This is a genomic window from Caballeronia glebae (assembly GCF_001545035.1).
GTDB lineage: Bacteria > Pseudomonadota > Gammaproteobacteria > Burkholderiales > Burkholderiaceae > Caballeronia > Caballeronia glebae.
In genome coordinates, this window is record NZ_FCOJ02000059.1 from 1 (window position 1) to 19,633 (window position 19,633).

A 19,633-nucleotide genomic window follows, 5' to 3' on the forward strand; every position below is an offset into this window, starting at 1 on the left:
TTCACGATCAGCGCGAACGCGAGCCGGCGGCCGCTCTTCGCGTCGATATAACCCGCGAGCGCCTGTCCCTTCAGCGTGCTCGTCTCGGTGCCGTCGGGGTTCTCCGTGCCGGTCACATAAGTCCCCGTCTTCGCGTAGACCTTGCCTTTCGCGCCCGCGAGCGTCGCATCGCTTTCGAAATCGGTCGTGCTCGCGAGCGAGCCGTCGACGCCGAGGAACGGCAGCGAATCCAGATACGCCGGGAACGCCGGACGGCCGTTCATCGCGCGCAACATCGCGATGACCGCGACCGGCGTCGCCGTCGTTTCGCCGCCGCCGCTGCCGTCGATGAAATGCGTCTGGTTCATCGGCACGTTGAACGGCGCGCTTGAGAGCTTCGCGTTCTCCGCCGCGAGCGCCGCCTGGAGCGTGGTCGAACCGTTGTTCGCGACGCCGAAGAGCATGAGGCTCGTGTCCGCGCCGATGTTGTAGCTGACCTTCAGAATCCACTTCGAATACTCGCTGTACGGCTGCGACGTGAGTTGCGCGACGCGGGTATCGGCGGAATAGGAATTCTTCGCGGGCAGCAATTGCACCGGATTGTTCTCGACCGCGGATGCCGTGACCGTCACGCCGGCGCGCGCGAGCGCCTCGATGAGCACCGTGCGCGCATAGTTCTGCGGCGCGGTGATGCGGAACGTGCGGATGACCGGGAAGCTGGGCACGATCGGCGGCACGTAATCGGCCGGAATCGAGCCGCCGAGCGTGCCCGTGCAGGCGAGCGCGCCGAAGCACGTCGGGTCCGTGGGCGTGACCGTGATCTTCGCCGCTGTGCCCGCCGCCGCCGTCATCAAGGTCGATTGCACGGTGAATGCCGATGACTTCGGCCGGTAATCCACCGGCGTCGCCGAGCCCGCGCTGCCCTGGGAGATGATCGTGTCGACCACATCGTCATTCACGAAGATCGACCGCAATTGGAACTCGCCGCGAAAATCGAAGGGATCGAAAAGACGGTCGTCGATCACGACTTCGCCGCTAATCTTCCTGATGCCCGACGCCGCCACCTGCGCCGCGAGCGAGGCGTAGCCCGCGAGCGGATCGGGCGCGGTGATCTGCGCATTGCCGAGATTGTTCGCCTCGTTGTGATCGAAGTTGGTCCAGGCGAGCGTGCCGTCGGAATTCGTGCGGCCGCCCATCGAGAGGTCGCCGCTCGCGACGAGCACGAGATTGCCGTTCAGCGTGCCGGCCGCATCGACGGCGCCCATGCGATACACCGGCGTCTGGAACTGATGCTGCGCGCCATATTGATCGAGCGCCGCGCCGAGCGAAAATACCTTGCGCACCGACGCCACATACACTTGCGCGTTCGAATTCATGTCGTAGATGAGATCGCCCGAATTCAGATCGACGACGCGCAACGCCCACGTCGAGCCCTGATACATGGGCTTTTTCATGATCTGGGTGATCGCGTCGGGGACGGAAGTATCGTTGGAATCCGAGCCGCCGCATCCGGCGAGGGACACGACGAGCGCGGCGAGCGCGGCAAACGCGCAAGGGATGGCAAGCGCGGCAACGCGTGCCGGACTTCCTGAAAGCGGGTTCATGACGCGGCTCCGATAAAGGCACATCGCGCTCCACATGGAGCGAACATCCAATACGTCGGGACTGCTTCACAGCGCAGACAGGAAACGTCGGCGGCCACCCATCATTTTCGCAAAGGGGCGGGTGAGTGAATTAAATACCTTGCGTGCGCCTTGTCAAGCGAGGGCTATCGCGGATTTAGTGCTTTAGGCAAGCGCTTTTTGTACGATTTCACGCATGCTTTTCGTCTGCATGTTGTGGTGCGACAACGGAAAAGCGTTTGGCGCGGGCTAACATCTTCAGCACCTCATCGCGCAGAAGAGGACATTTGTGAGCATGGCCCACGACGATCTCGACGCATGGAAACGCCAGCGCACACTCGAACTGGCGTACGAGCTGGCCGATACCGGCCGCTACGAAGATTTCACCGATATCGCCTATGCGCTGCAGTTCGAGCGCGGCATGGCGACCGCGCAAGCGCTGATCGACGACCCCGCCATGCGCCGCGTGCTCAACCAACGTTGCGGCGACGCGCGCGAAAAACTCGCGCCGGTTTCCGCGCCCGAAGTGATCGAAGCGATTGAAGCGCCACCTTCGCCGATCAGCGAAGCGGCGGCGCAGACATCGAACGATCATGCGCAAATGCCGCGCGCCGCCGACTTCGAACGCGCGCCGTCTTTTCTGCGTCGCGCGCTCGCCATCGTCTGGCGATCCGGCAACGCGGGCGATCTCAATTCCGCCGCTTCCTGAATTTTTCCTCTCACGGGCCGTGCGACAACGCACGAGATAACCCCATTTGCGCGCAAATGGCGGATTTGCACGACTTGAGCGCCCGTCAAAACCTTTACACTTGCAAAAGCTGAACCATAAGCCCGGACTGTGCACGCACAAGTCCGGTGTTTGAACTTCGAGGAGGAAATGTTCGTGGCTAATGAAAAGATGCTCGCGCAAATGGCTGAGAAAGATGGCTTCATCGCGGCTCTGGATCAGAGCGGCGGCTCGACGCCCGGCGCGCTGCGGCAATACGGAATTGCGGACGACGCCTACAACGGCGACGCCGAAATGTTCAAGCTGATGCATGAAATGCGCGTGCGCATCATCACCGCGCCTTCGTTCACGGGCGAGAAGGTGATCGGCGCGATTCTGTTCGAGCGCACGATGGACGGCGAAGCGGAAGGCAAGCCCGTGCCCACGTTCCTGTGGGAAGACCGTGGTGTCGTGCCGTTTCTGAAGGTCGACAAGGGTCTCGAAGCCGAAGCCGACGGCGTGCAGATCATGAAGCCGAACCCCGGCCTCGACGATCTGCTCGCGCGCGCCGTGAAGCTCGGCATCTTCGGCACGAAGATGCGCTCGGTGATCCATCGCGCGGACGAGAAGGGCATCGCGGCCGTGGCGAAGCAACAGTTCGAAGTGGGCGCGCAAATCATCGGGCATGGTCTCGTGCCGATTCTCGAACCCGAAGTCTCGATCAAGAGTCCGGACAAGAAAGGCGCGGAAAAGATTCTGCGCGACGAATTGCTGAAGGGCCTCGACGCGCTGCCGGAATCGAGCAAGGTGATGATCAAGCTGACGATCCCCGACGAGGCGGATTTCTATCGTCCGCTGATCGAGCATCCGCGTGTCGTGCGTGTCGTCGCGCTGTCGGGCGGCTATACGCGCAGTGACGCGTGCGCAAAGCTCGCGCATAACCACGGCATGATCGCAAGCTTCTCGCGCGCGCTCATCAACGAGTTGAAGAAGGACATGAGCGACAGCGAGTTCGACAAGACGCTCGAACAGTCGATCGACGAGATCTACGAAGCTTCGGTGAAGAAGGCCTGATTCTTCAGCGCTTCTCCGCGCGTTCGGTAGGCGGCGGCGTTTGCACGACGGGCGCCGCCGCCCGGAAGATATCCGCGCGCACGCCGCTTTTCGGCGGATAGATGCGCTCGCCATTGATCGTGCGCTTCGTCGCCTTCGCCGTCTCGCCCTCGGAGACGAGCTTCCTGTCCCATCCTTCCGTGTACACCGCGCCCCACGGCCCGAGATCGCAGATGGTCGTGTACCAGTCGATCGATAGCGGCAGCATCTCCAGTCCGAAGAGATCGCAGACGGCGTTATTGCCCGCGTAACGTCCCATCGGCCGGCCATGCTGGCACGACATCACCGATGGCCGCGTGCCGTCGATCAGAATGCGCGCGCAATCGCCCGCCGCGAACACGCCCGGCACGCCTTCCGCGCAGAGGAACGTATCGACGGGCACGCGTCCGAGCGGATCGAGCGTGACCGGCAATTGCGCCGCGAGCGCGTTCGCGTGCATGCCGCCGCACCAGACGACCGTCGCCGCCTCGATGCGTTCGCTCGTGGCGCCGTCGTGAAGCATGAGGCCCTGGCCATCGAGCGCTTCGAGCGACACGCCCGGCCGCATCTCGACTTCGAGCGTTTTCAATGCGCCTTCGATGACAGGCTGCGCGCCGCCCATCGATTGCGCGATCCTCGCCGAACGGTCCGCGAGCACGACACGCACCTTGCCGCGATCGTTTTCCGCGACGATCTCGCGCAGGCGCGCGGGCAATTCCGCCGCGAGCTCGATGCCCGTCAGCCCCGCGCCGACCACGACCGCCGTATAGCGGCCGGGCGTGTCGGGCAGCGCGGGCAAGGTCAGCAGATGCGCCTGCAATTTGCACGCGCCCGCGTAGGTATCGACATCGAACGAAAAGCGATCGAGGCCCGGAATCGGCGGGCGCACGAGCACGCTGCCCGCCGCGAGAATCATCCGGTCGTAGTCGAGCGTTTCGGATGCGCCGTCGTGCTCGATCGTCACGCGGCGATTCGTGCTGTCGATACTCGTGGCCTTTGCCTGAATGAGGCGCACGCCTGCCGGCCCGAGCACGGTGTCGAGTTGCACGAGCGTCGGGTCGAGCGGCTGTTCGTAGTTGCGCACCCGCACGCTATGAAAGGGCGCCGGATTGACGATGGCGACTTCGGCTTCATCGACGCGATCGAGTTCTTCCAGCTTGCGCGCGGCCGACAACGCGCTCCACAAACCGGCGAAGCCCGCGCCAATCACCAGGATTCGTCTCAAGGTTATTCCCCTGATTAAACGATCGTTCGTGCTATGCGTCCTGCGCAGCGACGCTCCGTTCTTGGTTATAGGCGATTCAAGGCGATGGGTTTCATCGCATGTGCCCGAATTAGTCGCGTTTTCGCCAAAAGTGATTTCGTCGTTTAAGTATTTACCCTAGGACGTGCGATACCTAAACTCTGTTCAACGGTCGCGAACGGGCAAACACAGCAGCGTCAGCGATAACTCAAAAACTTCTGTATGGAGGAAGCATCATGAACAAGTTCTTCGGTATCGCAGCGGTCGCTCTTGCTCTTGCCGCGCCGGTCGCATCGTTCGCGCAATCGAATCAGCCTTTGACGCGCGCCGAAGTACGCGAGCAAATCGTGCAACTGGAAAGGGCAGGTTACAACCCCGGCGTGATCAGCGACTCGAAGTATCCCGCTGACGTTCAGGCCGCCGAAGCGCGAGTCGCCGCGCAAAACGGCGCGGCGCAAAGCGCGTTCGGTGGCGCGGCGGAAGGTTCGGCGCAATCGGGTTCGCGCGTCAATGCCATTCAAGCCGACGTGTTCCCTACGTTCGCGCATCACTAAGCAGCGAGAGTTCGAACGAAGCGCGCCCGCATGGAAGCGGGCGCGCTTTTTATTCATGTCGATCTAAAGCGGAAAGCCGCCTGCGAACGCCTCGCGCAAATATCCGATGAAAAGTGCGACCGCGCGCGGCACATGCGGCGCATAAGGCCGCACCGCGAAAAGCTGATCCGCGAACGCGCCAACCGGACGCCACTCCGGCAACAGCACGACGAGCTTGCCCGCCTGCACCGCCGCTTGCGCGGTGAAATCCGGCAACAGCGCGATACCGAGATCGTCGAGCGCCGCATCGCGTAACACTTCGCTGTTGTTCGCCGCGAAAGGTCCGCTCACTGCGAGCGTATGAGGCCCGGTCGAACTCTTGCGCCCGCCTTTTCTTTCGAACGACCAGATGCTGGATGCCTGCGGGCGCGGGTAGACGAGGCAATCGTGCGTGACGAGATCGTTGGGCGTCGCGGGCGTGCCGCGCCGCTTCAGGTAAGCGCGCGTCGCGACGATAACCGAATGCGTTTCGCACAGCCTCCACGCGACGTGCGTATCCGGCACTTGCGCGCTGTGCCGCACCGCGAGATCGAAGCCTTCGGTCGCGATCGAGCTCAATTTGTCCGATGCTTCCAGTTGCACGCGCACGTCAGGATGCGCATGCAGAAAGCCCGCCATGCGCGGCACGAGTTGCTGCCGCGAAAAAGCCATCGGCGCGGTCACGCGGATCAACCCGCGCGCGACGCCCGCCATCTCCTTCACGCTCATGAAACTCGATGCGATTCGCTCGTACTGTTCGCGCGTATCGTCGACGAGCCTGCGACCCGCTTCGGTGAAACGCACGCTGCGCGTCGTGCGCGTGACGAGCGGCACACCCGCCGCGCGCTCCAGTTCCGCGATGCGCTGGCTCATCGCCGCTTTCGACACGTTCAGGCGCGCGGCGGCGGCCGTGTAGCTGCCTTGTTCCGCGAGCACGGTCAGCCAGTGTAAATGGGTCCAGAGACCTTCGATCTTTTGCTCGTCCATCAGCTGATTGTTTGCCGATATAAACAATGATTTCAATCATAGCGTCTTTGCACGGGGCGCTTCGCTTCCTACACTGTGTGCATCGTCAAATCAATCAGTGAGAGGAGTCGAGATGCAGGCGTTCAACGATACGGCCGATGTGGTCCATTACATTCACGGCGAGCGCACGCACGGCTCGGCCACGCGCACGCAGCCGGTGTTCAATCCCGCGACGGGCGAGCGTCCGCGCAAGCTCGTGCTGGGCGAAGCCGCCGATGTCGACGCAGCCGTCGCGAGCGCGAAGGCCGCGTTCCCGGCGTGGCGCGACACGCCGCCGATCCGCCGCGCGCGCGTCATGCTGAAGTTTCTCGAACTGATGAACAAGCATCGCGACGAACTCGCCGCGATCATCACCGCCGAGCACGGCAAAGTGTTCTCGGATGCGCAGGGCGAAGTATCGCGCGGCATCGACGTGATCGAATTCGCGTGCGGCATTCCGCAACTGCTCAAGGGCGACTACACGGAACAGGTCTCGACCGGCATGGACAACTGGACGATGCGCCAGCCGCTCGGCGTCGTCGCGGGCATCACGCCGTTCAACTTCCCGTGCATGGTGCCGTGCTGGATGTTCCCGGTCGCGATCGCCGCGGGCAACGCGTTCATCCTGAAGCCGAGCGAGCGCGATCCTTCGGCGTCGCTGTTCATGGCCGAACTGCTCAAGCAGGCCGGCCTGCCCGATGGCATCTTCAACGTCGTGCAGGGCGACAAGGTCGTCGTGGACGCGCTGCTCACGCATCCGCAAGTAAAGGCGATCAGCTTCGTCGGCTCGACGCCCATCGCGAACTACATCTACGAAACGGGCGCGAAGCACGGCAAGCGCGTGCAGGCGCTGGGCGGCGCGAAGAATCACATGGTCGTGATGCCCGATGCGGATATCGACCAAGCTGTCGATGCATTGATCGGCGCGGGCTACGGTTCGGCGGGCGAGCGCTGCATGGCGATCTCGGTCGCGGTGCTCGTGGGCGACGTGGCGGACAAGATCGTGCCGCGTCTCGCGCAACGCGCGCAGGAACTCAAGATCAAGAACGGCATGGAAGACGATGCGGAAATGGGCCCGATCGTCACGCGTCAGGCTTTAGAGCGTATCGAAGGTTATATCGCGCTGGGCGTCGATGAAGGCGCGAAGCTCGTCGTCGATGGCCGCGGCCTCAAGGTGCCGGGTCATGAAGACGGCTTCTTCACGGGCGGCACGCTGTTCGATCACGTCACGCCGGACATGCGCATCTACAAGGAAGAGATCTTCGGCCCGGTGCTCGCGTGCGTGCGCGTGAAGGACTTCAGCGAAGCGGTCGAGCTCGTCAACGAACACGAGTTCGGCAACGGCGTCGCGTGCTATACGAGCGATGGTCATATCGCGCGTGAATTCGGCCGGCGCATCGAAGTGGGCATGGTCGGCATCAACGTGCCGATTCCGGTGCCGATGGCATGGCACGGCTTCGGCGGCTGGAAGCGCAGTCTCTTCGGCGACATGCATGCGTATGGCGAAGAAGGCGTGCGCTTTTACACGAAGCAGAAGTCGATCATGCAGCGCTGGCCCGAAAGCACGGAGAAGGGCGCCGAGTTCGCGATGCCGACCGCGAAGTAAGGCATCGCTCGGCGCTTGTGCGCCGAGCGTGTGAATCTCGCCCGCTTTTTCCTGAACGGAAGAGGCGGGCTTTTGCTTTGGGGCCTTGCGAGTCCGTTCTGTTCCCGCGCGTTACAAGTCAAGTGAAACGCTGTCGGTTGACCCTGCGACCGCAAGCAGCGAAGATGCACCGACAACGACGCGAAGCCAATCGCCATGCAGCGGCAATTCGACGACCTTCTTCTCGGCAGCATCGAACTTTTCTGCCTCGCGGCAGAACTCGGCAGCTTCACGCTCGCGGCCACCGCTGCGAGCGTCACGCCGGCGGCCGTGAGCCGCTCCGTCGCGCGACTGGAAAAGCGCCTGGACGTGCGGCTTTTCGTGCGCACCACGCGCCAGATTCGACTGACCGATGCAGGCCGCCGCTACTTCGAGCAATGCCGCGATGCGCTCAATCTTCTTGCGGAAGCGGAACGCGAAGCCACCGGCCAGCAGACGACGCCGAAGGGCGTGCTGCGCATCAGCATGCCGACGCCTTACGGCCACTATCGTATGCTGCCGCTCTTCGCCGAGTTCAGAAAGCGTTATCCCGATGTCACCGTCGAAGCGCATCTGAGCAACCGCAACATCGACTTCGCAGATGAAGGCTTCGATCTCGCGATACGCGGCCGCGCACCGCGCGATTCCGGGTTGATCGCGCGCAAGCTCGAAGATGCGGAACTCGTCGTGGTGGCTTCGCCGGGTTATCTGAAACGCGCGGGCACGCCGAAAACGATAGAGAATCTGCTCGCGCACGAATGCATCCAGTTCGAGATGCCGAGCACCGGGCGGCCCGTGCCGTGGCTCTTCATGCAGAACGGCGAACCCGTGGAGATCGTGACGCAAGGCGGCTATGGCACTTCCGGCGATGCGCTTGCCGGCATTCCGCTCGCGTGTCACGGTGCGGGCCTTTTCCAGACCTATCGCTTCACCGTCGAGGATGAATTGCGCGCGGGCACGCTCACCGAACTGCTGCGCGAGTTCGGTGGATGCAGCAGGCCTTTCATCCTGCTGTATCCGCATGGCAGGCATCTGTCGTCGCGTGTGCGGGCTTTCGTGGACTTCGTCGTCGAGAAGCTCGGCACGCGCTGAATCATGCAACGTTCAAAGGAAGCACATTCATGAGCAAGAACGCATTGACATCGCTACTCGGCATCGACACGCCGATCATTCAGGCGCCGATGGCGGGCGTGAGCACGCCCGCGCTCGCGGCGGCCGTATCGAATGCGGGCGGCCTCGGCTCGCTCGGCGTCGGCGCGATGAACGCGGAGGGCGCGCGCAAGGTGATTCGAGAGACGCGCGAACTCACTGGCCGGCCGTTCAACATCAACGTGTTCTGTCATGCGCCGGCCAGCGCCGATGCCGCCGTCGAGCAGGCATGGACCGACTGGCTCGCGCCCGTGTTCGCGCAATACGGCGCGACGCCGCCTCGGAAGCTGAGCGAGATCTACACGAGCTTCATCGTCGACGAGGCGATGCTGCGTGTGTTCGTCGAAGAGAAGCCGGCGATCGTGAGTTTTCACTTCGGCTTGCCGTCGAAGGAATATATCGATGCGTTGCGCAACGCCGGCATCAAACTGATTGCATCTGCAACTAATGTGCGCGAGGCGGAACAGGTCGTGGCCGCGGGCATGGATGCGATCGTCGCGCAAGGTTTGGAAGCGGGCGGACATCGCGGCATCTTCGACCCGCAAGCCGATGACGACAAGCTCGGCACTTTCGCGCTCACGCGTCTGCTCGCCAGCAGGTTCGACGTGCCCGTGATCGCGGCGGGCGGCATCATGGACGGCGCGGGCATCGCGGCGGCGCTCGCGCTCGGCGCGCAGGCGGCGCAACTCGGCACGGCGTTCGTGCCTTGCACGGAGACGTCGATCGATGAAGGGTTTCGTCGCGCGATCCTGAGCGATGCAGCCGGGCGCACGACGTTCACATCGGCGATCTCTGGCCGCAAGGCGCGCAGCCTCGTGAACAAGTTCACCGAACTGGGGCGCGACGCGCAAGCGCCCGCGATTCCCGCTTATCCCATCACCTACGATGCAGGCAAGGCATTGCACGCGGCGGCGAAAGCAAAGAACGAATTCGGCTACGGCGCGCAATGGGCGGGACAAGCCGCCGCGCTCGCGCGTGAGTTGCCGGCCGCCGAATTGATGGCGCGGCTGCAAGCGGAGCTGCAGGAAAGTATCGCGGGATTGCAGCAATATGCATCGCGCCGATCGGTGTAAAGCTTAGTCGAAACGCTTCGTTGGTTGAGTGTCCTGCCGATGCTTCAATGTTTCCGTCGCATTCAATGCGGCCTGCATCCGACAAACACATACCAACGGAGATTTTCGATGTCCGAACTCCCCACGCTCGCCGCCGAATCCACGCTTGCGCCCGTCACGTCGAATGAGCCGTTCCAAGTGCGCCCGATCGGCGGGCGCATCGGCGCGGAAGTGCGCGGCGTGACGCTTTCCGCCGATCTCGACGATCACGCCATCGCCGAGATCAACAAGGCATTGCTCGAACACAAGGTGCTGTTCTTTCGCGGCCAGTCCCATCTCGACGACGCCACGCAGGAGGCCTTCGCCGCGCGGTTCGGGGAGACCGTCGCGCATCCGACCGTGCCATCGCTTGCGAGCGGCAGCCGTCTGCTCGAACTCGATTCGAAGCACGGCACGCGCGCGAACTCCTGGCATACGGACGTGACCTTCGTAGATGCTTACCCGAAGATATCGATTCTGCGCGGCGTGGTGATTCCGCCCGCCGGCGGCGACACGGTATGGGCCAACACGGCCGCCGCGTATGCGAATCTGCCCGAACCCCTGCGCGATCTCGCCGACAAGCTCTGGGCGCTGCATTCGAACGCTTACGACTATGCCGCCACGCGCCAAGTGGCCGACACCGAATCCGAGCGCGAGTATCGCAAGCAGTTCACGTCGACGCTCTACGAGACGGAGCATCCGGTCGTGCGCGTGCATCCTGAAACGGGTGAACGCACGCTCGTGCTGGGCCACTTCGTGCAGCGCTTCCTTGGTTTGTCGCAACGCGATTCGGATCGCCTCAAGGAACTCTTCCACGATCACGTCACGCGCCTCGAAAACACCGTGCGCTGGCGCTGGACGCAAGGCGATGTCGCGATCTGGGACAACCGCGCGACCCAGCATTACGCGGTCGCCGATTACGCCGACGCGCATCGCGTGGTGCGCCGCGCGACCGTGCATGGCGATGTGCCCGCAGGCATCGACGGGCGTCGCAGCCGCATCGTCAAACAGGAAACGCGCACCGCCTGACGCGCTTGCTCCCGCCGCATGCACTGGCGATGCGCGTCATCGCCAGCGATCCACTCTTTCTCATTGCACGATGACACTACGATTCAAGCTCTTCGTCGGTACGGCGACGCTGTTCGCCGCGCTCATCGGTCCCGCGCATGCCGCCGATCCCGCCGTGGTGCGCATCGGCGTGGCGCAGCAGGGCAGCGGCGATCCGCCCGTGTTCGGTGGCTCGCCCGCCGCGACCGCGCTCTTGCAGCATCGTGTCGAAGATGCGTTGCAGGCCGAGCACGTCAAGGTCGAATGGATCTTCTTCAAGGGCGCGGGGCCCGCCGTGAACGAGGCGCTCGCGAACAAGCAACTCGACTTCGCGTATCAGGGCGATCTGCCTTCCGTGCTCGGCCGCGCGAACGGATTGAAGACGCATTTGCTGCTGGCGTCGAACGTGCGCACGGGCGTGTATCTCGCGGTGCCGCCGGATTCCGACATCAAGAGCGTCAAGGATCTGAAGGGCCGGCGCGTGGGCATCTTTCGCGGGACAAATCTGCAACTCGTCGCGGATAACGTGCTGAAGCAAAACGGCCTCACCGAACGCGATCTGCGCGTGATCAATCTCGATAGCGCCGCCGCGCAGGCCGCGCTCGCATCGAAGGGCGTCGATGCGGTGTTCCTCGATTACTCGCTCTTCAAGCTGCAACGTCAGGGGCTGGCGAAGATCGTCTACGCATCGCGCGACGACGGCGTGCAACTCACGCGCCAGGCGCATTTGCTCGTGCTCGAAGACTTCGAGAAAGCGCATCCCGACACGGTGCAGAAGGTCGTGACCGCGGTGGTTCAGGCGGCGCAATGGTCTTCCGACGAAGCCAATCGCAATGCGCTTTTCGCGTTGTGGGCGAAGAGCGGCGTGCCTGTCGAATCGTGGGCGTCCGAGTATGACAAACAGCCGATGAAGGACCGCATGTCGCCGCTCATCGACCCGTTCCTCGTCGCGCGCTATCAGTCCGTCGCCGACGATGCCTTGCGGCTGAATCTGATTCGCCAGCCCGTCAGCGTGAACGGATGGTTCGAGCCGAAGTATCTCGATCAGGCGTTGAAGTCGCTGAAGCTCGAAGCGTACTGGCCGCGCTTCGATGCATCGGGCAAACCGGCCGGCGAGCATCTTGCGGAGAATCGATAAATGGCCAATGCACTGACGCGTGTGCTTCTGCCTGCGGATCGTGCGCGCGGAACTTCGGCGACGGATACGTTGCGCGCGATCGGCTGGACCGCATTGCCGTGGATCGTGCCCATCATCTGCGCGTTGCTATGGGTACTTGGTTCGCACTACGGATGGATTTCCGCGCAAGTGTTGCCGCCACCCGCGCTCGTGTTCGAAACGCTCGGCGGGCTCGCGAAGAGCGGCGAGTTGTGGATGCATCTGTGGGCGAGCATGACGCGTGCCGCTGTCGGGTTCGGCGGCGGCGTGGTGCTCGGTATCCTGCTGGGCGGATTGCTCGGCCTGTCGCGCACGCTGGAAGCCTACGTGCTGCCGAGCTTCAACGCGATCGTGCAGGTGCCCGTGCTCGGCTGGTTGCCGTTTCTGATGATCGTCGTCGGCATCGGTGAGCCGTTGAAGTATCTGTTGATCGGACATGCGGCGCTCGTGCCGGTCACGCTCAGCACGTTGCAAGGCTTTCGCGGCACGCCGCGCGCGTTGCGGGAAGTCGCGTCGGTGTATCGCTATACGCGCTGGCAGGTCATTACGCGCGTGACCTTGCCCGCCGCGATTCCCGTCATCGGGACAGGCGTGCGGCTCGCGTTCACGAAGGCGTGGTTGACGCTCGTCGTCGTTGAACTGGTCGCGTCGTCGGAAGGGCTGGGTTATCTGATCGTGTATGGACGGCAGCTCTTTCAGCTCGATCTCGTGCTGGCTGCCGTGCTGATCGTCGGTGCGATCGGATATGCAGCGGATCGCTTGCTCGATGCCCTCGAACGCAAACTGCAACGCGGCCGGCCCAATTGAGGATCAACCTATGTCGACGCTGGATTCGGAAGCGGGAACAGTCAAAGGATCATGGCGCGGCGTCGTGTTGCCGATAGGCGCGCTCGCGATATGGTGGTTCGCGTCGCGCGGCGCGCAAGTGGGACACGGCGTGATGGTTTCGCCCGCGCAGGTCTGGGATACAGCCGTCGAGCAGGTTCGCAGCGGCGCGCTCGTGCGTGCGTTGTCGGCATCGCTTGCGCGCGAATTGACGGGCTTTGCGATCGGCACGAGTCTCGGCCTTGCGCTCGGCGCATTGCTCGGCATATCGAAGCTGGCCAATCGCGCGATTGCACCGAGCTTCAACACGTTCAAGCAAGTGTCGTTGTTCGCGTGGATTCCGCTGATATCCGTGTGGTTCGGTCTCGGCGATGTCGCGAAGGTCGTGTTCCTGTCGCTCGCCGCGCTCGTGCCCGTGGTCATGCATACGAGCGACGGCATTCGCGCCGTGCCCGCGAACTGGCTCGACGTGGCGCGCGCGTATCGCTATGGCAGGTTGCAAACGCTGGCGTATGTCGTGCTGCCCGCCGCACTGCCCTCGATCTTCACGGGCGTGTATCTCGCGCTCATCTATTCGTGGCTCGCGACGCTGGGGGCGGAATATTTGCTCGTCGCGGGCAGCGGGATCGGCAATACGCTCGTCGATGGCAGCGAGCAGTTTCGAATGGATCTCGTCGTGTTCGGCGTGATCGTGGTCGGTTTGACGGGGTGGGCGTTGAACGCCTTCGCGCGCGGTGTGCAGCGGCGCTGGTTCGGTGCGCCGCGCGCGGCTTGAGGAGAAACCAGAAAATGACAACGCAAGTAGAGCAGGACCGCGGACTGACGTTGCGGCACGTGAACAAGCGATTCAACGGCGATGCCGCGCCGCCTGTGCTCGATCGCATCGATCTGTCGATTGCGAGCGGCGAGTTCGTGAGCATCGTCGGGGCGAGCGGTTGCGGCAAGTCGACGTTACTGCGGCTCATCGCCGGGCTCGACGGCGACTACGACGGAGAGATCGACTTCGGCGGCGAGCGCGTCGTGACGACCGATCTGTCGCGCGGTATCGTGTTCCAGGATCATCGGCTGTTTCCGTGGCTCGATGTCGAGCAGAACGTCGCCGTGGCGTTGCGCAATGCGCGGCTATCGAAGGCGGAGAAGGCGCGCGCGGTGGCGGAGCATGTCGAACTCGTGGGATTGAAGGGCTGCGAGCGGCATTATCCGCATCAGTTGTCGGGCGGCATGGCGCAGCGGGTGGCGATCGCGCGGGGGCTCGTGAACCGGCCGCGTCTGCTGCTGCTCGATGAGCCCTTCGGTGCGCTCGACGCGCTCACGCGCGGCCGCCTGCAGCTCGAATTGCAGCGGATATGGGAGCACGAGCGGATCACGATGGTGCTCGTCACGCATGATGTCGAGGAGGCCGTACTGCTGTCGGACCGGATCGTGGTGATGCAGGCGCGGCCGGGGCGCATCGGGGAAGTGGTGGAGGTCGCGCTGCCCAGGCCACGGAAGGTGGGGGATCGCAAGGTCGCGCGGCTGCGGGACGACATCGTGGAGGGGTTTTTTACGGAGGCCGCCTAAAGCTGCGCTTCGATGGCCGCTTTATCGATCACCGACCAGACGCGTTCGATCTTCGCATCGCGGAACTCATAGAAAACGTTCTCGCGGAACACGACGCGTTTTCCATTGACATGCAGGCCGAGGAAGTCCGCCTTCGGCGTACATTCGAACCGCAACCGGCAAGCGACGCGCGGCGGCTCCGCAATCAGCAACTCGATTTCGAAGCGGAGATCGGGAATCTCGCGAACGTCTTTTCTCAGCAGATCGCGATAATCGTCGAGCGACAGCGCGCGACCGTTGTACTGCAGCGCGTCATGAACGAACGTGCCGAGATTCGCCCAATCCCGCGCGTTCAGACAAGCGATGTACGTCCGATAGATATCTGAAAGCATCGGCTAAGCTCCGAATCGAATGGCGATTCGCGCATCCTCTCACAACGCTGTTTGCGCCCATCCTCAACCTCCTCGCTCGATCGTTGACGTTAGTCACAAAGATCGTGACTCAAAGTTGGTGCGGCATTAAAGATTCATCCAGAATACATCAAATAGATGAATCACTTGCCGACAAACCGCTTCGGTTCAACCCGTGACCGCGCGCGTCATCGATCAAAAGGAGAAGGATCCGTGTTTTGCTACCAATGCGAACAAACCGACCGCACCAATGGACAACCCGGCTGTGCCTCGGCGAAAGGCAACTGCGGCAAGGACGCGACTACTGCGGATTTGCAAGACTTGCTGGTGCATGCTCTAAAAGGTATTGGACAGTACGCTGCGCTTGCTCGCGGACTGGGCGAGTCAGATCGAGAGGCGGATCGCTTTATTCTCTTTGGGCTTTTCACCACGCTGACCAACGTGAACTTCGACGCTGCCCGTTTCACGGCGTTTCTGCGAGAAGCCGCAACTACGCGCAACCGTGTCAAGGCCCGGTGCGACGAACTCGCGCAAGCGCGCGGCACGACGATCCAGCCGTTGTCCGACGCCGCAGCCTGGCAGCCGGGCGCGTCGTTGCCCGAGTTGCTTGCTCAAGCAAGCACGGTCGGCATCCAGGAAGGCCTCAAAAAACTCGGAGAGGATGTCATCGGGTTGCGAGCACTCGTGCTTTATGGGCTCAAAGGCGTAGCTGCTTACGCACACCACGCGCGAGTGCTCGGCTATGAAAGCGAGGAGGTCTACGCCGGTGTGGAAACCACTCTCGATTTTCTTGCTCGTCATCCGACCGATGTGAATGCGTTGCTTTCGCATGCTCTTGAGCTGGGACAATTGAATCTCAAGGTTATGGAGTTGCTCGACGCTGCAAACACGGGTCGTTTCGGCATTCCGCAGCCGACCTCTGTACGCATGACGCCGGTGGCTGGCAAGGCCATTCTCGTATCCGGTCACGACCTCGGCGATCTGCATGCGCTTCTGGAAGCGACCAAGGGAACCGGCGTGCAGGTCTATACGCACGGCGAGATGCTGCCTGCGCATGGCTATCCGACGCTCAAAGCTTACGAGCATCTGGCCGGCAACTACGGCGGGGCCTGGCAAGAGCAGCACAGTGATTTCGCGAAGTTCCCGGGGCCGATCTTGATGACGTCGAATTGCATCATCGAGCCCTTGCCGTTGTATCGCCAGCGCATCTTCACCACGGGTCCGGTGGGCTGGCCCGGCGTGCGCCATCTTGCAGATCATGACTTCACGACGCTGATTCAGGCGGCAAAGGCGCTGCCGGGATTCCGGGAGACGGCATCCGACGAAAGCATCACGGTAGGCTTCGGGCATGACGCTGTCCTCGGGGTAGCAGGGAAGGTCGTTGACGCGGTCAAGGCTGGAAAGATTCGTCACTTCTTTTTGATCGGCGGGTGCGATGGCGCCGCACCTGGGCGCAACTACTACACCGAGTTCGCTCAGCAGGCCCCGGACGACACGGTGGTGATGACCCTCGGCTGCAACAAGTATCGCTTCAATCGCCATCAGTTCGGCGACATCGAGGGCATTCCCCGTCTGCTCGATCTTGGCCAGTGCAACGACAGCTATTCGGCGATTCGAATCGCGACTGCCTTGGCTACTGCGTTCGGCTGCGGCGTGAATGATCTTCCGTTATCCTTGGTAATTTCATGGTTCGAGCAAAAGGCAGCCGCCGTATTGCTTACACTTCTTGCCCTGGGAATTCGCAATATCAGACTTGGGCCGACGCTCCCTGCGTTTCTCACCCCGAACGCGCTCGACATCCTCGTGAAGCAGTTCGGCATCCAGCCACTCGGCGACGCACGAACCGATCTCGCCATGGCACTCGCTCCGCGAGCAGCCTGAGAGGAGAGGCGCGTACACATGACCTGTCAAATCGCGATCACGACCCGTGACGGAGTGCAGTTCCGCTTTGGCTGTGAGGCAGAAACAGATCTGTTGGCGGCGGCTGAGAAGGCGGACTATACATTGCCGTCTCAATGCCGAAATGGCAGTTGCGGTTCGTGTCATGCAACGGTGTCCGAAGGCGACTATGTTCTTCGCGAGCACAGTCCGAATGCGTTACCGCGTGATGAGCCGAATGCAATCTTGCTTTGCTGCACCGTACCTCGCAGCGATCTGCGCATCGTCGTGCCCTACGACAACAGTAAGGTACTTCGTGAACCGGTGCCAGTCCGTTCCGCGCGGATCGTATCTCTCAAGCCGATAGCCGCAGACACGTTGCATCTTGAGTTGCTCGTTGTGGCCGACGACAACTACGGCAGCGCAGTGCAATTCGAGGCCGGTCAGTTTGCCGAACTGGAAGTTCCTGGTAGCGACGTGCGTCGCCCGTACTCGCTTGCGAATACAAGCAATTGGGAAGGGCGGCTGGAATTCATAATCAGGCTACGTCCACAGGGCAAGTTTTCAACGTGGCTGCGCGAAGGCGCGAAGATTGGCGATGTGCTAACCGTCCGTGGTCCGCAAGGTGGGTTCGGGCTGATTACGGGCAGTCTTCGGTCACGATGGTTTGTGGCGGGAGGCACCGGACTTGCGCCAATGCTTTCGATCTTGCGGTGCATGGTTGAGTTTCAGGAGCTGCAAGAGGCCAGACTGTTCTTCGGCGTGACGTGCGAGAGCGAGCTCTTCATGCTTGATGAGCTGACGCAGTTGCAAGCTTCGATTCCGCAGCTACAGGTCACACTTTGCGTGTGGCGGCCCGAAGAAAATTGGCGCGGTTTCTCCGGTACGTCAGCCGATGCGTTGAAGCTTGCGCTGGAAAAAGCCGATACGTATCCGGACATCTATGTTTGCGGGCCACCGGCGCTTGAGAGCGCCGCGCGGGATGCAGCCGTCGCTGCCCGCGTGCCCGCCGGCCAGTTCGTGAGCGAACGTTTCGTATCGTGATGTAGAGGCCTCGAAGGAGTTCGCTTCTCCGGGTAGATTGGCGCACAACCAAAGGTAAGGCGTTTCAGGAAACGCATCCCGCCCCTGACCAGCCAAACTTGCGTCCTGCTTCACGAGCCATCAGTTTTGTTTATCGGTATATCGGCGAAGCGACTCCTGCGCGCTTCGCCGAACGCCGTGTCCCAGCGGCCTCCCACGCCTCCTAAGCCCCGCCTGCAAAGGCAAAGTACTGGTTAACACGCAGTACCCTCCGCGCGCCCTTCCTCGCTACGCTGCGGCTTCAGTTTCCCTAAAGCAAGCCCGCTCGGCCACGCATTCTGAAGGAGTAGCGCACATGGCACGGATCATCGGAGGCATCGCCGCCTCGCACACACCGACCATCGGTTTCGCGTTCGACAAGAACAAACGCGACGATCCCGTCTGGGCGCCGATCTTCGAGAACTTCGCGCCGCTCGCGAACTGGCTCGCGGAAAAGCAGCCCGACGTCATCGTGACGATCTACAACGACCACGTCACGTCGTTCTTTTTCGACCACTATTCGGCCTTCGCGCTGGGCGTCGGCCCCGAATGGCGCGTCGCGGACGAAGGCGGCGGAGCACGCGATCTGCCGCCGATCAAAGGTCATCCGGCGCTCGCCGCGCATATCGGCACGTCGCTGATGACCGATGAATTCGACATGTCGTTCTTCCAGAACAAGGCGCTCGATCACGGCTGCTTCTCGCCGCTTTCGATGCTGTGCCCGCACAAACCCGAATGGCCGGTCAAGCTCGTGCCGCTGCAAATGGGCGTGCTGCAACTGCCCGTGCCGAGCGCGCGCCGCTTCTACAAGCTCGGACAGGCGCTGCGCCGCGCGATCGAAAGTTATCCGGAAGACATCAAGGTCGCGATTCTGGCAACGGGCGGGCTTTCGCATCAGGTGCACGGTGAGCGCGCGGGCTTCAACAACACGGAATGGGATGCGCGCTTCCTCGATCTCTTCGAGCGCGATCCCGGGCAACTCGCGGATATGACCATCGCCGAATATGCGGCGCTCGGCGGCTATGAAGGCGCCGAAGTGATCATGTGGCTGACCATGCGCGGCGCGTTGTCGTCGAATGTCGTGTGCAAGCATCGCAGCTATTACCTGCCGTCGATGGCCGGTATCGCGACCGCGATCTACGAAGGCGAGGACAGCGAGACCAAGCCCGCGATCATCGAGCGTCATCGTCAGAAGATGGCCGTTCAACTCACCGACGTCGACAAGCTCGAAGGCACGTATCCGTTCTCGATCGAAACGGCGGTGCGCGCCTATCGCATCAACGATTATCTGCATCGCATGGTCGAGCCCGCGCATCGCGAGGCATTCAAGCAGGACGAGGAAGCGAGCTTTGAAGCGGCGGGGCTTTCCGAGCAAGAGCGCGATCTCGTTCGCCGGCGCGACTGGCGCGGCCTGCTTCATTACGGCGTGATTTTCTTCATGCTCGAAAAGCTCGGCGCGATAACGGGCGTGTCGAATCTGCATATCTATGCGGCCATGCGCGGCGAAACGCTCGAAGCGTTTCAAAAGACGCGCAATGCGCCCGGTGCGCTGTATTCGGTCGCGGGCAAGGGCGCGGGCAAGCTCGATTGGGACAAGGCGGAAAAGGCCAAAAACTAAGCACGCCAAGAGACA

General features: G+C 62.4%; 18 protein-coding genes. 14 read left to right on the plus strand and 4 right to left on the minus strand.

Annotated elements, in window-relative coordinates; all coding sequences use genetic code 11:
• A partial coding sequence (gene dacB, locus AWB82_RS29320) for a D-alanyl-D-alanine carboxypeptidase/D-alanyl-D-alanine endopeptidase (protein WP_086972870.1) occupies nucleotides 1–1,583 on the minus strand: 1,583 nt, incomplete at its 3' end.
• Between the two features lie 313 nt (nucleotides 1,584–1,896).
• On the opposite strand from dacB, the gene AWB82_RS29325 reads away from it, so the two are divergent.
• Nucleotides 1,897–2,310: a hypothetical protein gene (locus AWB82_RS29325; protein WP_235023487.1), complete on the plus strand. Its 414-nt coding sequence runs from the start codon at nucleotides 1,897–1,899 to the stop codon at nucleotides 2,308–2,310.
• 174 nt (nucleotides 2,311–2,484) lie between these two features.
• Nucleotides 2,485–3,381, plus strand: a complete 897-nt coding sequence (locus AWB82_RS29330; protein ID WP_086972871.1) for a fructose bisphosphate aldolase — start codon at nucleotides 2,485–2,487, stop codon at nucleotides 3,379–3,381.
• A 4-nt stretch (nucleotides 3,382–3,385) separates the two neighbouring features.
• Here AWB82_RS29330 and AWB82_RS29335 read toward each other — a convergent pair whose 3' ends face one another.
• Nucleotides 3,386–4,624 (minus strand): NAD(P)/FAD-dependent oxidoreductase, encoded by a 1,239-nt coding sequence (locus tag AWB82_RS29335; RefSeq protein ID WP_086972833.1) that lies wholly within the window; start codon nucleotides 4,622–4,624, stop codon nucleotides 3,386–3,388.
• A 254-nt stretch (nucleotides 4,625–4,878) separates the two neighbouring features.
• On the opposite strand from AWB82_RS29335, the gene AWB82_RS29340 reads away from it, so the two are divergent.
• Entirely contained in the window at nucleotides 4,879–5,196 is a 318-nt protein-coding gene (locus tag AWB82_RS29340) for a DUF4148 domain-containing protein (protein ID WP_086972834.1), read from the plus strand.
• 63 nt (nucleotides 5,197–5,259) lie between these two features.
• Here the strand turns inward: AWB82_RS29340 and AWB82_RS29345 are convergent, their stop codons facing one another.
• On the minus strand, nucleotides 5,260–6,201 hold the full coding sequence (locus tag AWB82_RS29345; RefSeq protein WP_086972835.1) for a LysR family transcriptional regulator: 942 nt from the start codon (nucleotides 6,199–6,201) through the stop codon (nucleotides 5,260–5,262).
• A 112-nt stretch (nucleotides 6,202–6,313) separates the two neighbouring features.
• Between AWB82_RS29345 and AWB82_RS29350 the strand changes: the two genes are divergently transcribed.
• The 8 genes from AWB82_RS29350 to AWB82_RS29385 all read left to right on the plus strand — a co-directional run bounded on the left by AWB82_RS29350 (nucleotide 6,314) and on the right by AWB82_RS29385 (nucleotide 14,671).
• Complete coding sequence (locus AWB82_RS29350) at nucleotides 6,314–7,825, plus strand: CoA-acylating methylmalonate-semialdehyde dehydrogenase (RefSeq protein ID WP_086972836.1); 1,512 nt, start codon at nucleotides 6,314–6,316, stop codon at nucleotides 7,823–7,825.
• 195 nt (nucleotides 7,826–8,020) lie between these two features.
• Complete coding sequence (locus AWB82_RS29355) at nucleotides 8,021–8,935, plus strand: LysR family transcriptional regulator (protein WP_086972837.1); 915 nt, start codon at nucleotides 8,021–8,023, stop codon at nucleotides 8,933–8,935.
• Between the two features lie 29 nt (nucleotides 8,936–8,964).
• Nucleotides 8,965–10,065, plus strand: coding sequence for an NAD(P)H-dependent flavin oxidoreductase (locus AWB82_RS29360; protein WP_086972838.1), 1,101 nt, complete (start codon nucleotides 8,965–8,967; stop codon nucleotides 10,063–10,065).
• A 108-nt stretch (nucleotides 10,066–10,173) separates the two neighbouring features.
• A complete protein-coding gene (locus AWB82_RS29365) occupies nucleotides 10,174–11,112 on the plus strand; it encodes a TauD/TfdA dioxygenase family protein (RefSeq protein ID WP_086972839.1) in 939 nt (312 codons plus the stop codon).
• A gap of 70 nt (nucleotides 11,113–11,182) precedes the next feature.
• Nucleotides 11,183–12,268, plus strand: a complete 1,086-nt coding sequence (locus tag AWB82_RS29370; RefSeq protein WP_086972840.1) for an ABC transporter substrate-binding protein — start codon at nucleotides 11,183–11,185, stop codon at nucleotides 12,266–12,268.
• On the plus strand, nucleotides 12,269–13,093 hold the full coding sequence (locus AWB82_RS29375; protein ID WP_086972841.1) for an ABC transporter permease: 825 nt from the start codon (nucleotides 12,269–12,271) through the stop codon (nucleotides 13,091–13,093).
• Nucleotides 13,094–13,103: 10 nt separating this feature from the next.
• Nucleotides 13,104–13,886 (plus strand): ABC transporter permease, encoded by a 783-nt coding sequence (locus AWB82_RS29380; RefSeq protein ID WP_086972842.1) that lies wholly within the window; start codon nucleotides 13,104–13,106, stop codon nucleotides 13,884–13,886.
• A gap of 14 nt (nucleotides 13,887–13,900) precedes the next feature.
• A complete protein-coding gene (locus AWB82_RS29385) occupies nucleotides 13,901–14,671 on the plus strand; it encodes an ABC transporter ATP-binding protein (protein ID WP_086972843.1) in 771 nt (256 codons plus the stop codon).
• Here AWB82_RS29385 and AWB82_RS29390 read toward each other — a convergent pair.
• Nucleotides 14,668–15,042, minus strand: coding sequence for an ester cyclase (locus AWB82_RS29390; RefSeq protein WP_086972844.1), 375 nt, complete (start codon nucleotides 15,040–15,042; stop codon nucleotides 14,668–14,670). The two genes, AWB82_RS29385 and AWB82_RS29390, sit on opposite strands and share 4 nt — an antisense overlap.
• Nucleotides 15,043–15,273: 231 nt before the next feature.
• On the opposite strand from AWB82_RS29390, the gene hcp reads away from it, so the two are divergent.
• From hcp to AWB82_RS29405, 3 genes are all read left to right on the plus strand, one after another.
• Nucleotides 15,274–16,941 (plus strand): hydroxylamine reductase, encoded by a 1,668-nt coding sequence (gene hcp / locus AWB82_RS29395; protein WP_086972845.1) that lies wholly within the window; start codon nucleotides 15,274–15,276, stop codon nucleotides 16,939–16,941.
• 18 nt (nucleotides 16,942–16,959) lie between these two features.
• Nucleotides 16,960–17,982, plus strand: coding sequence for an FAD-binding oxidoreductase (locus AWB82_RS29400; protein ID WP_086972846.1), 1,023 nt, complete (start codon nucleotides 16,960–16,962; stop codon nucleotides 17,980–17,982).
• Nucleotides 17,983–18,316: 334 nt separating this feature from the next.
• Entirely contained in the window at nucleotides 18,317–19,618 is a 1,302-nt protein-coding gene (locus tag AWB82_RS29405) for a gallate dioxygenase (RefSeq protein ID WP_086972847.1), read from the plus strand.
• Nucleotides 19,619–19,633 lie beyond the last annotated feature (15 nt).

Excerpts from the sequence above, each read along its gene's own strand:
- AWB82_RS29370 (WP_086972840.1), top strand. The coding sequence starts at position 11,183 with ATGACACTACGATTCAAGCTCTTCGTCGGTACGGCGACGCTGTTCGCC.
- AWB82_RS29385 (WP_086972843.1), top strand. The coding sequence starts at position 13,901 with ATGACAACGCAAGTAGAGCAGGACCGCGGACTGACGTTGCGGCACGTG.
- AWB82_RS29405 (WP_086972847.1), top strand. The coding sequence starts at position 18,317 with ATGGCACGGATCATCGGAGGCATCGCCGCCTCGCACACACCGACCATC.
- AWB82_RS29400 (WP_086972846.1), top strand. The coding sequence starts at position 16,960 with ATGACCTGTCAAATCGCGATCACGACCCGTGACGGAGTGCAGTTCCGC.
- AWB82_RS29325 (WP_235023487.1), top strand. The coding sequence starts at position 1,897 with ATGGCCCACGACGATCTCGACGCATGGAAACGCCAGCGCACACTCGAA.
- AWB82_RS29345 (WP_086972835.1), bottom strand. The coding sequence starts at position 6,201 with ATGGACGAGCAAAAGATCGAAGGTCTCTGGACCCATTTACACTGGCTG.
- AWB82_RS29380 (WP_086972842.1), top strand. The coding sequence starts at position 13,104 with ATGTCGACGCTGGATTCGGAAGCGGGAACAGTCAAAGGATCATGGCGC.
- AWB82_RS29360 (WP_086972838.1), top strand. The coding sequence starts at position 8,965 with ATGAGCAAGAACGCATTGACATCGCTACTCGGCATCGACACGCCGATC.
- AWB82_RS29375 (WP_086972841.1), top strand. The coding sequence starts at position 12,269 with ATGGCCAATGCACTGACGCGTGTGCTTCTGCCTGCGGATCGTGCGCGC.
- AWB82_RS29350 (WP_086972836.1), top strand. The coding sequence starts at position 6,314 with ATGCAGGCGTTCAACGATACGGCCGATGTGGTCCATTACATTCACGGC.
- AWB82_RS29390 (WP_086972844.1), bottom strand. The coding sequence starts at position 15,042 with ATGCTTTCAGATATCTATCGGACGTACATCGCTTGTCTGAACGCGCGG.
- AWB82_RS29355 (WP_086972837.1), top strand. The coding sequence starts at position 8,021 with ATGCAGCGGCAATTCGACGACCTTCTTCTCGGCAGCATCGAACTTTTC.
- AWB82_RS29340 (WP_086972834.1), top strand. The coding sequence starts at position 4,879 with ATGAACAAGTTCTTCGGTATCGCAGCGGTCGCTCTTGCTCTTGCCGCG.
- AWB82_RS29365 (WP_086972839.1), top strand. The coding sequence starts at position 10,174 with ATGTCCGAACTCCCCACGCTCGCCGCCGAATCCACGCTTGCGCCCGTC.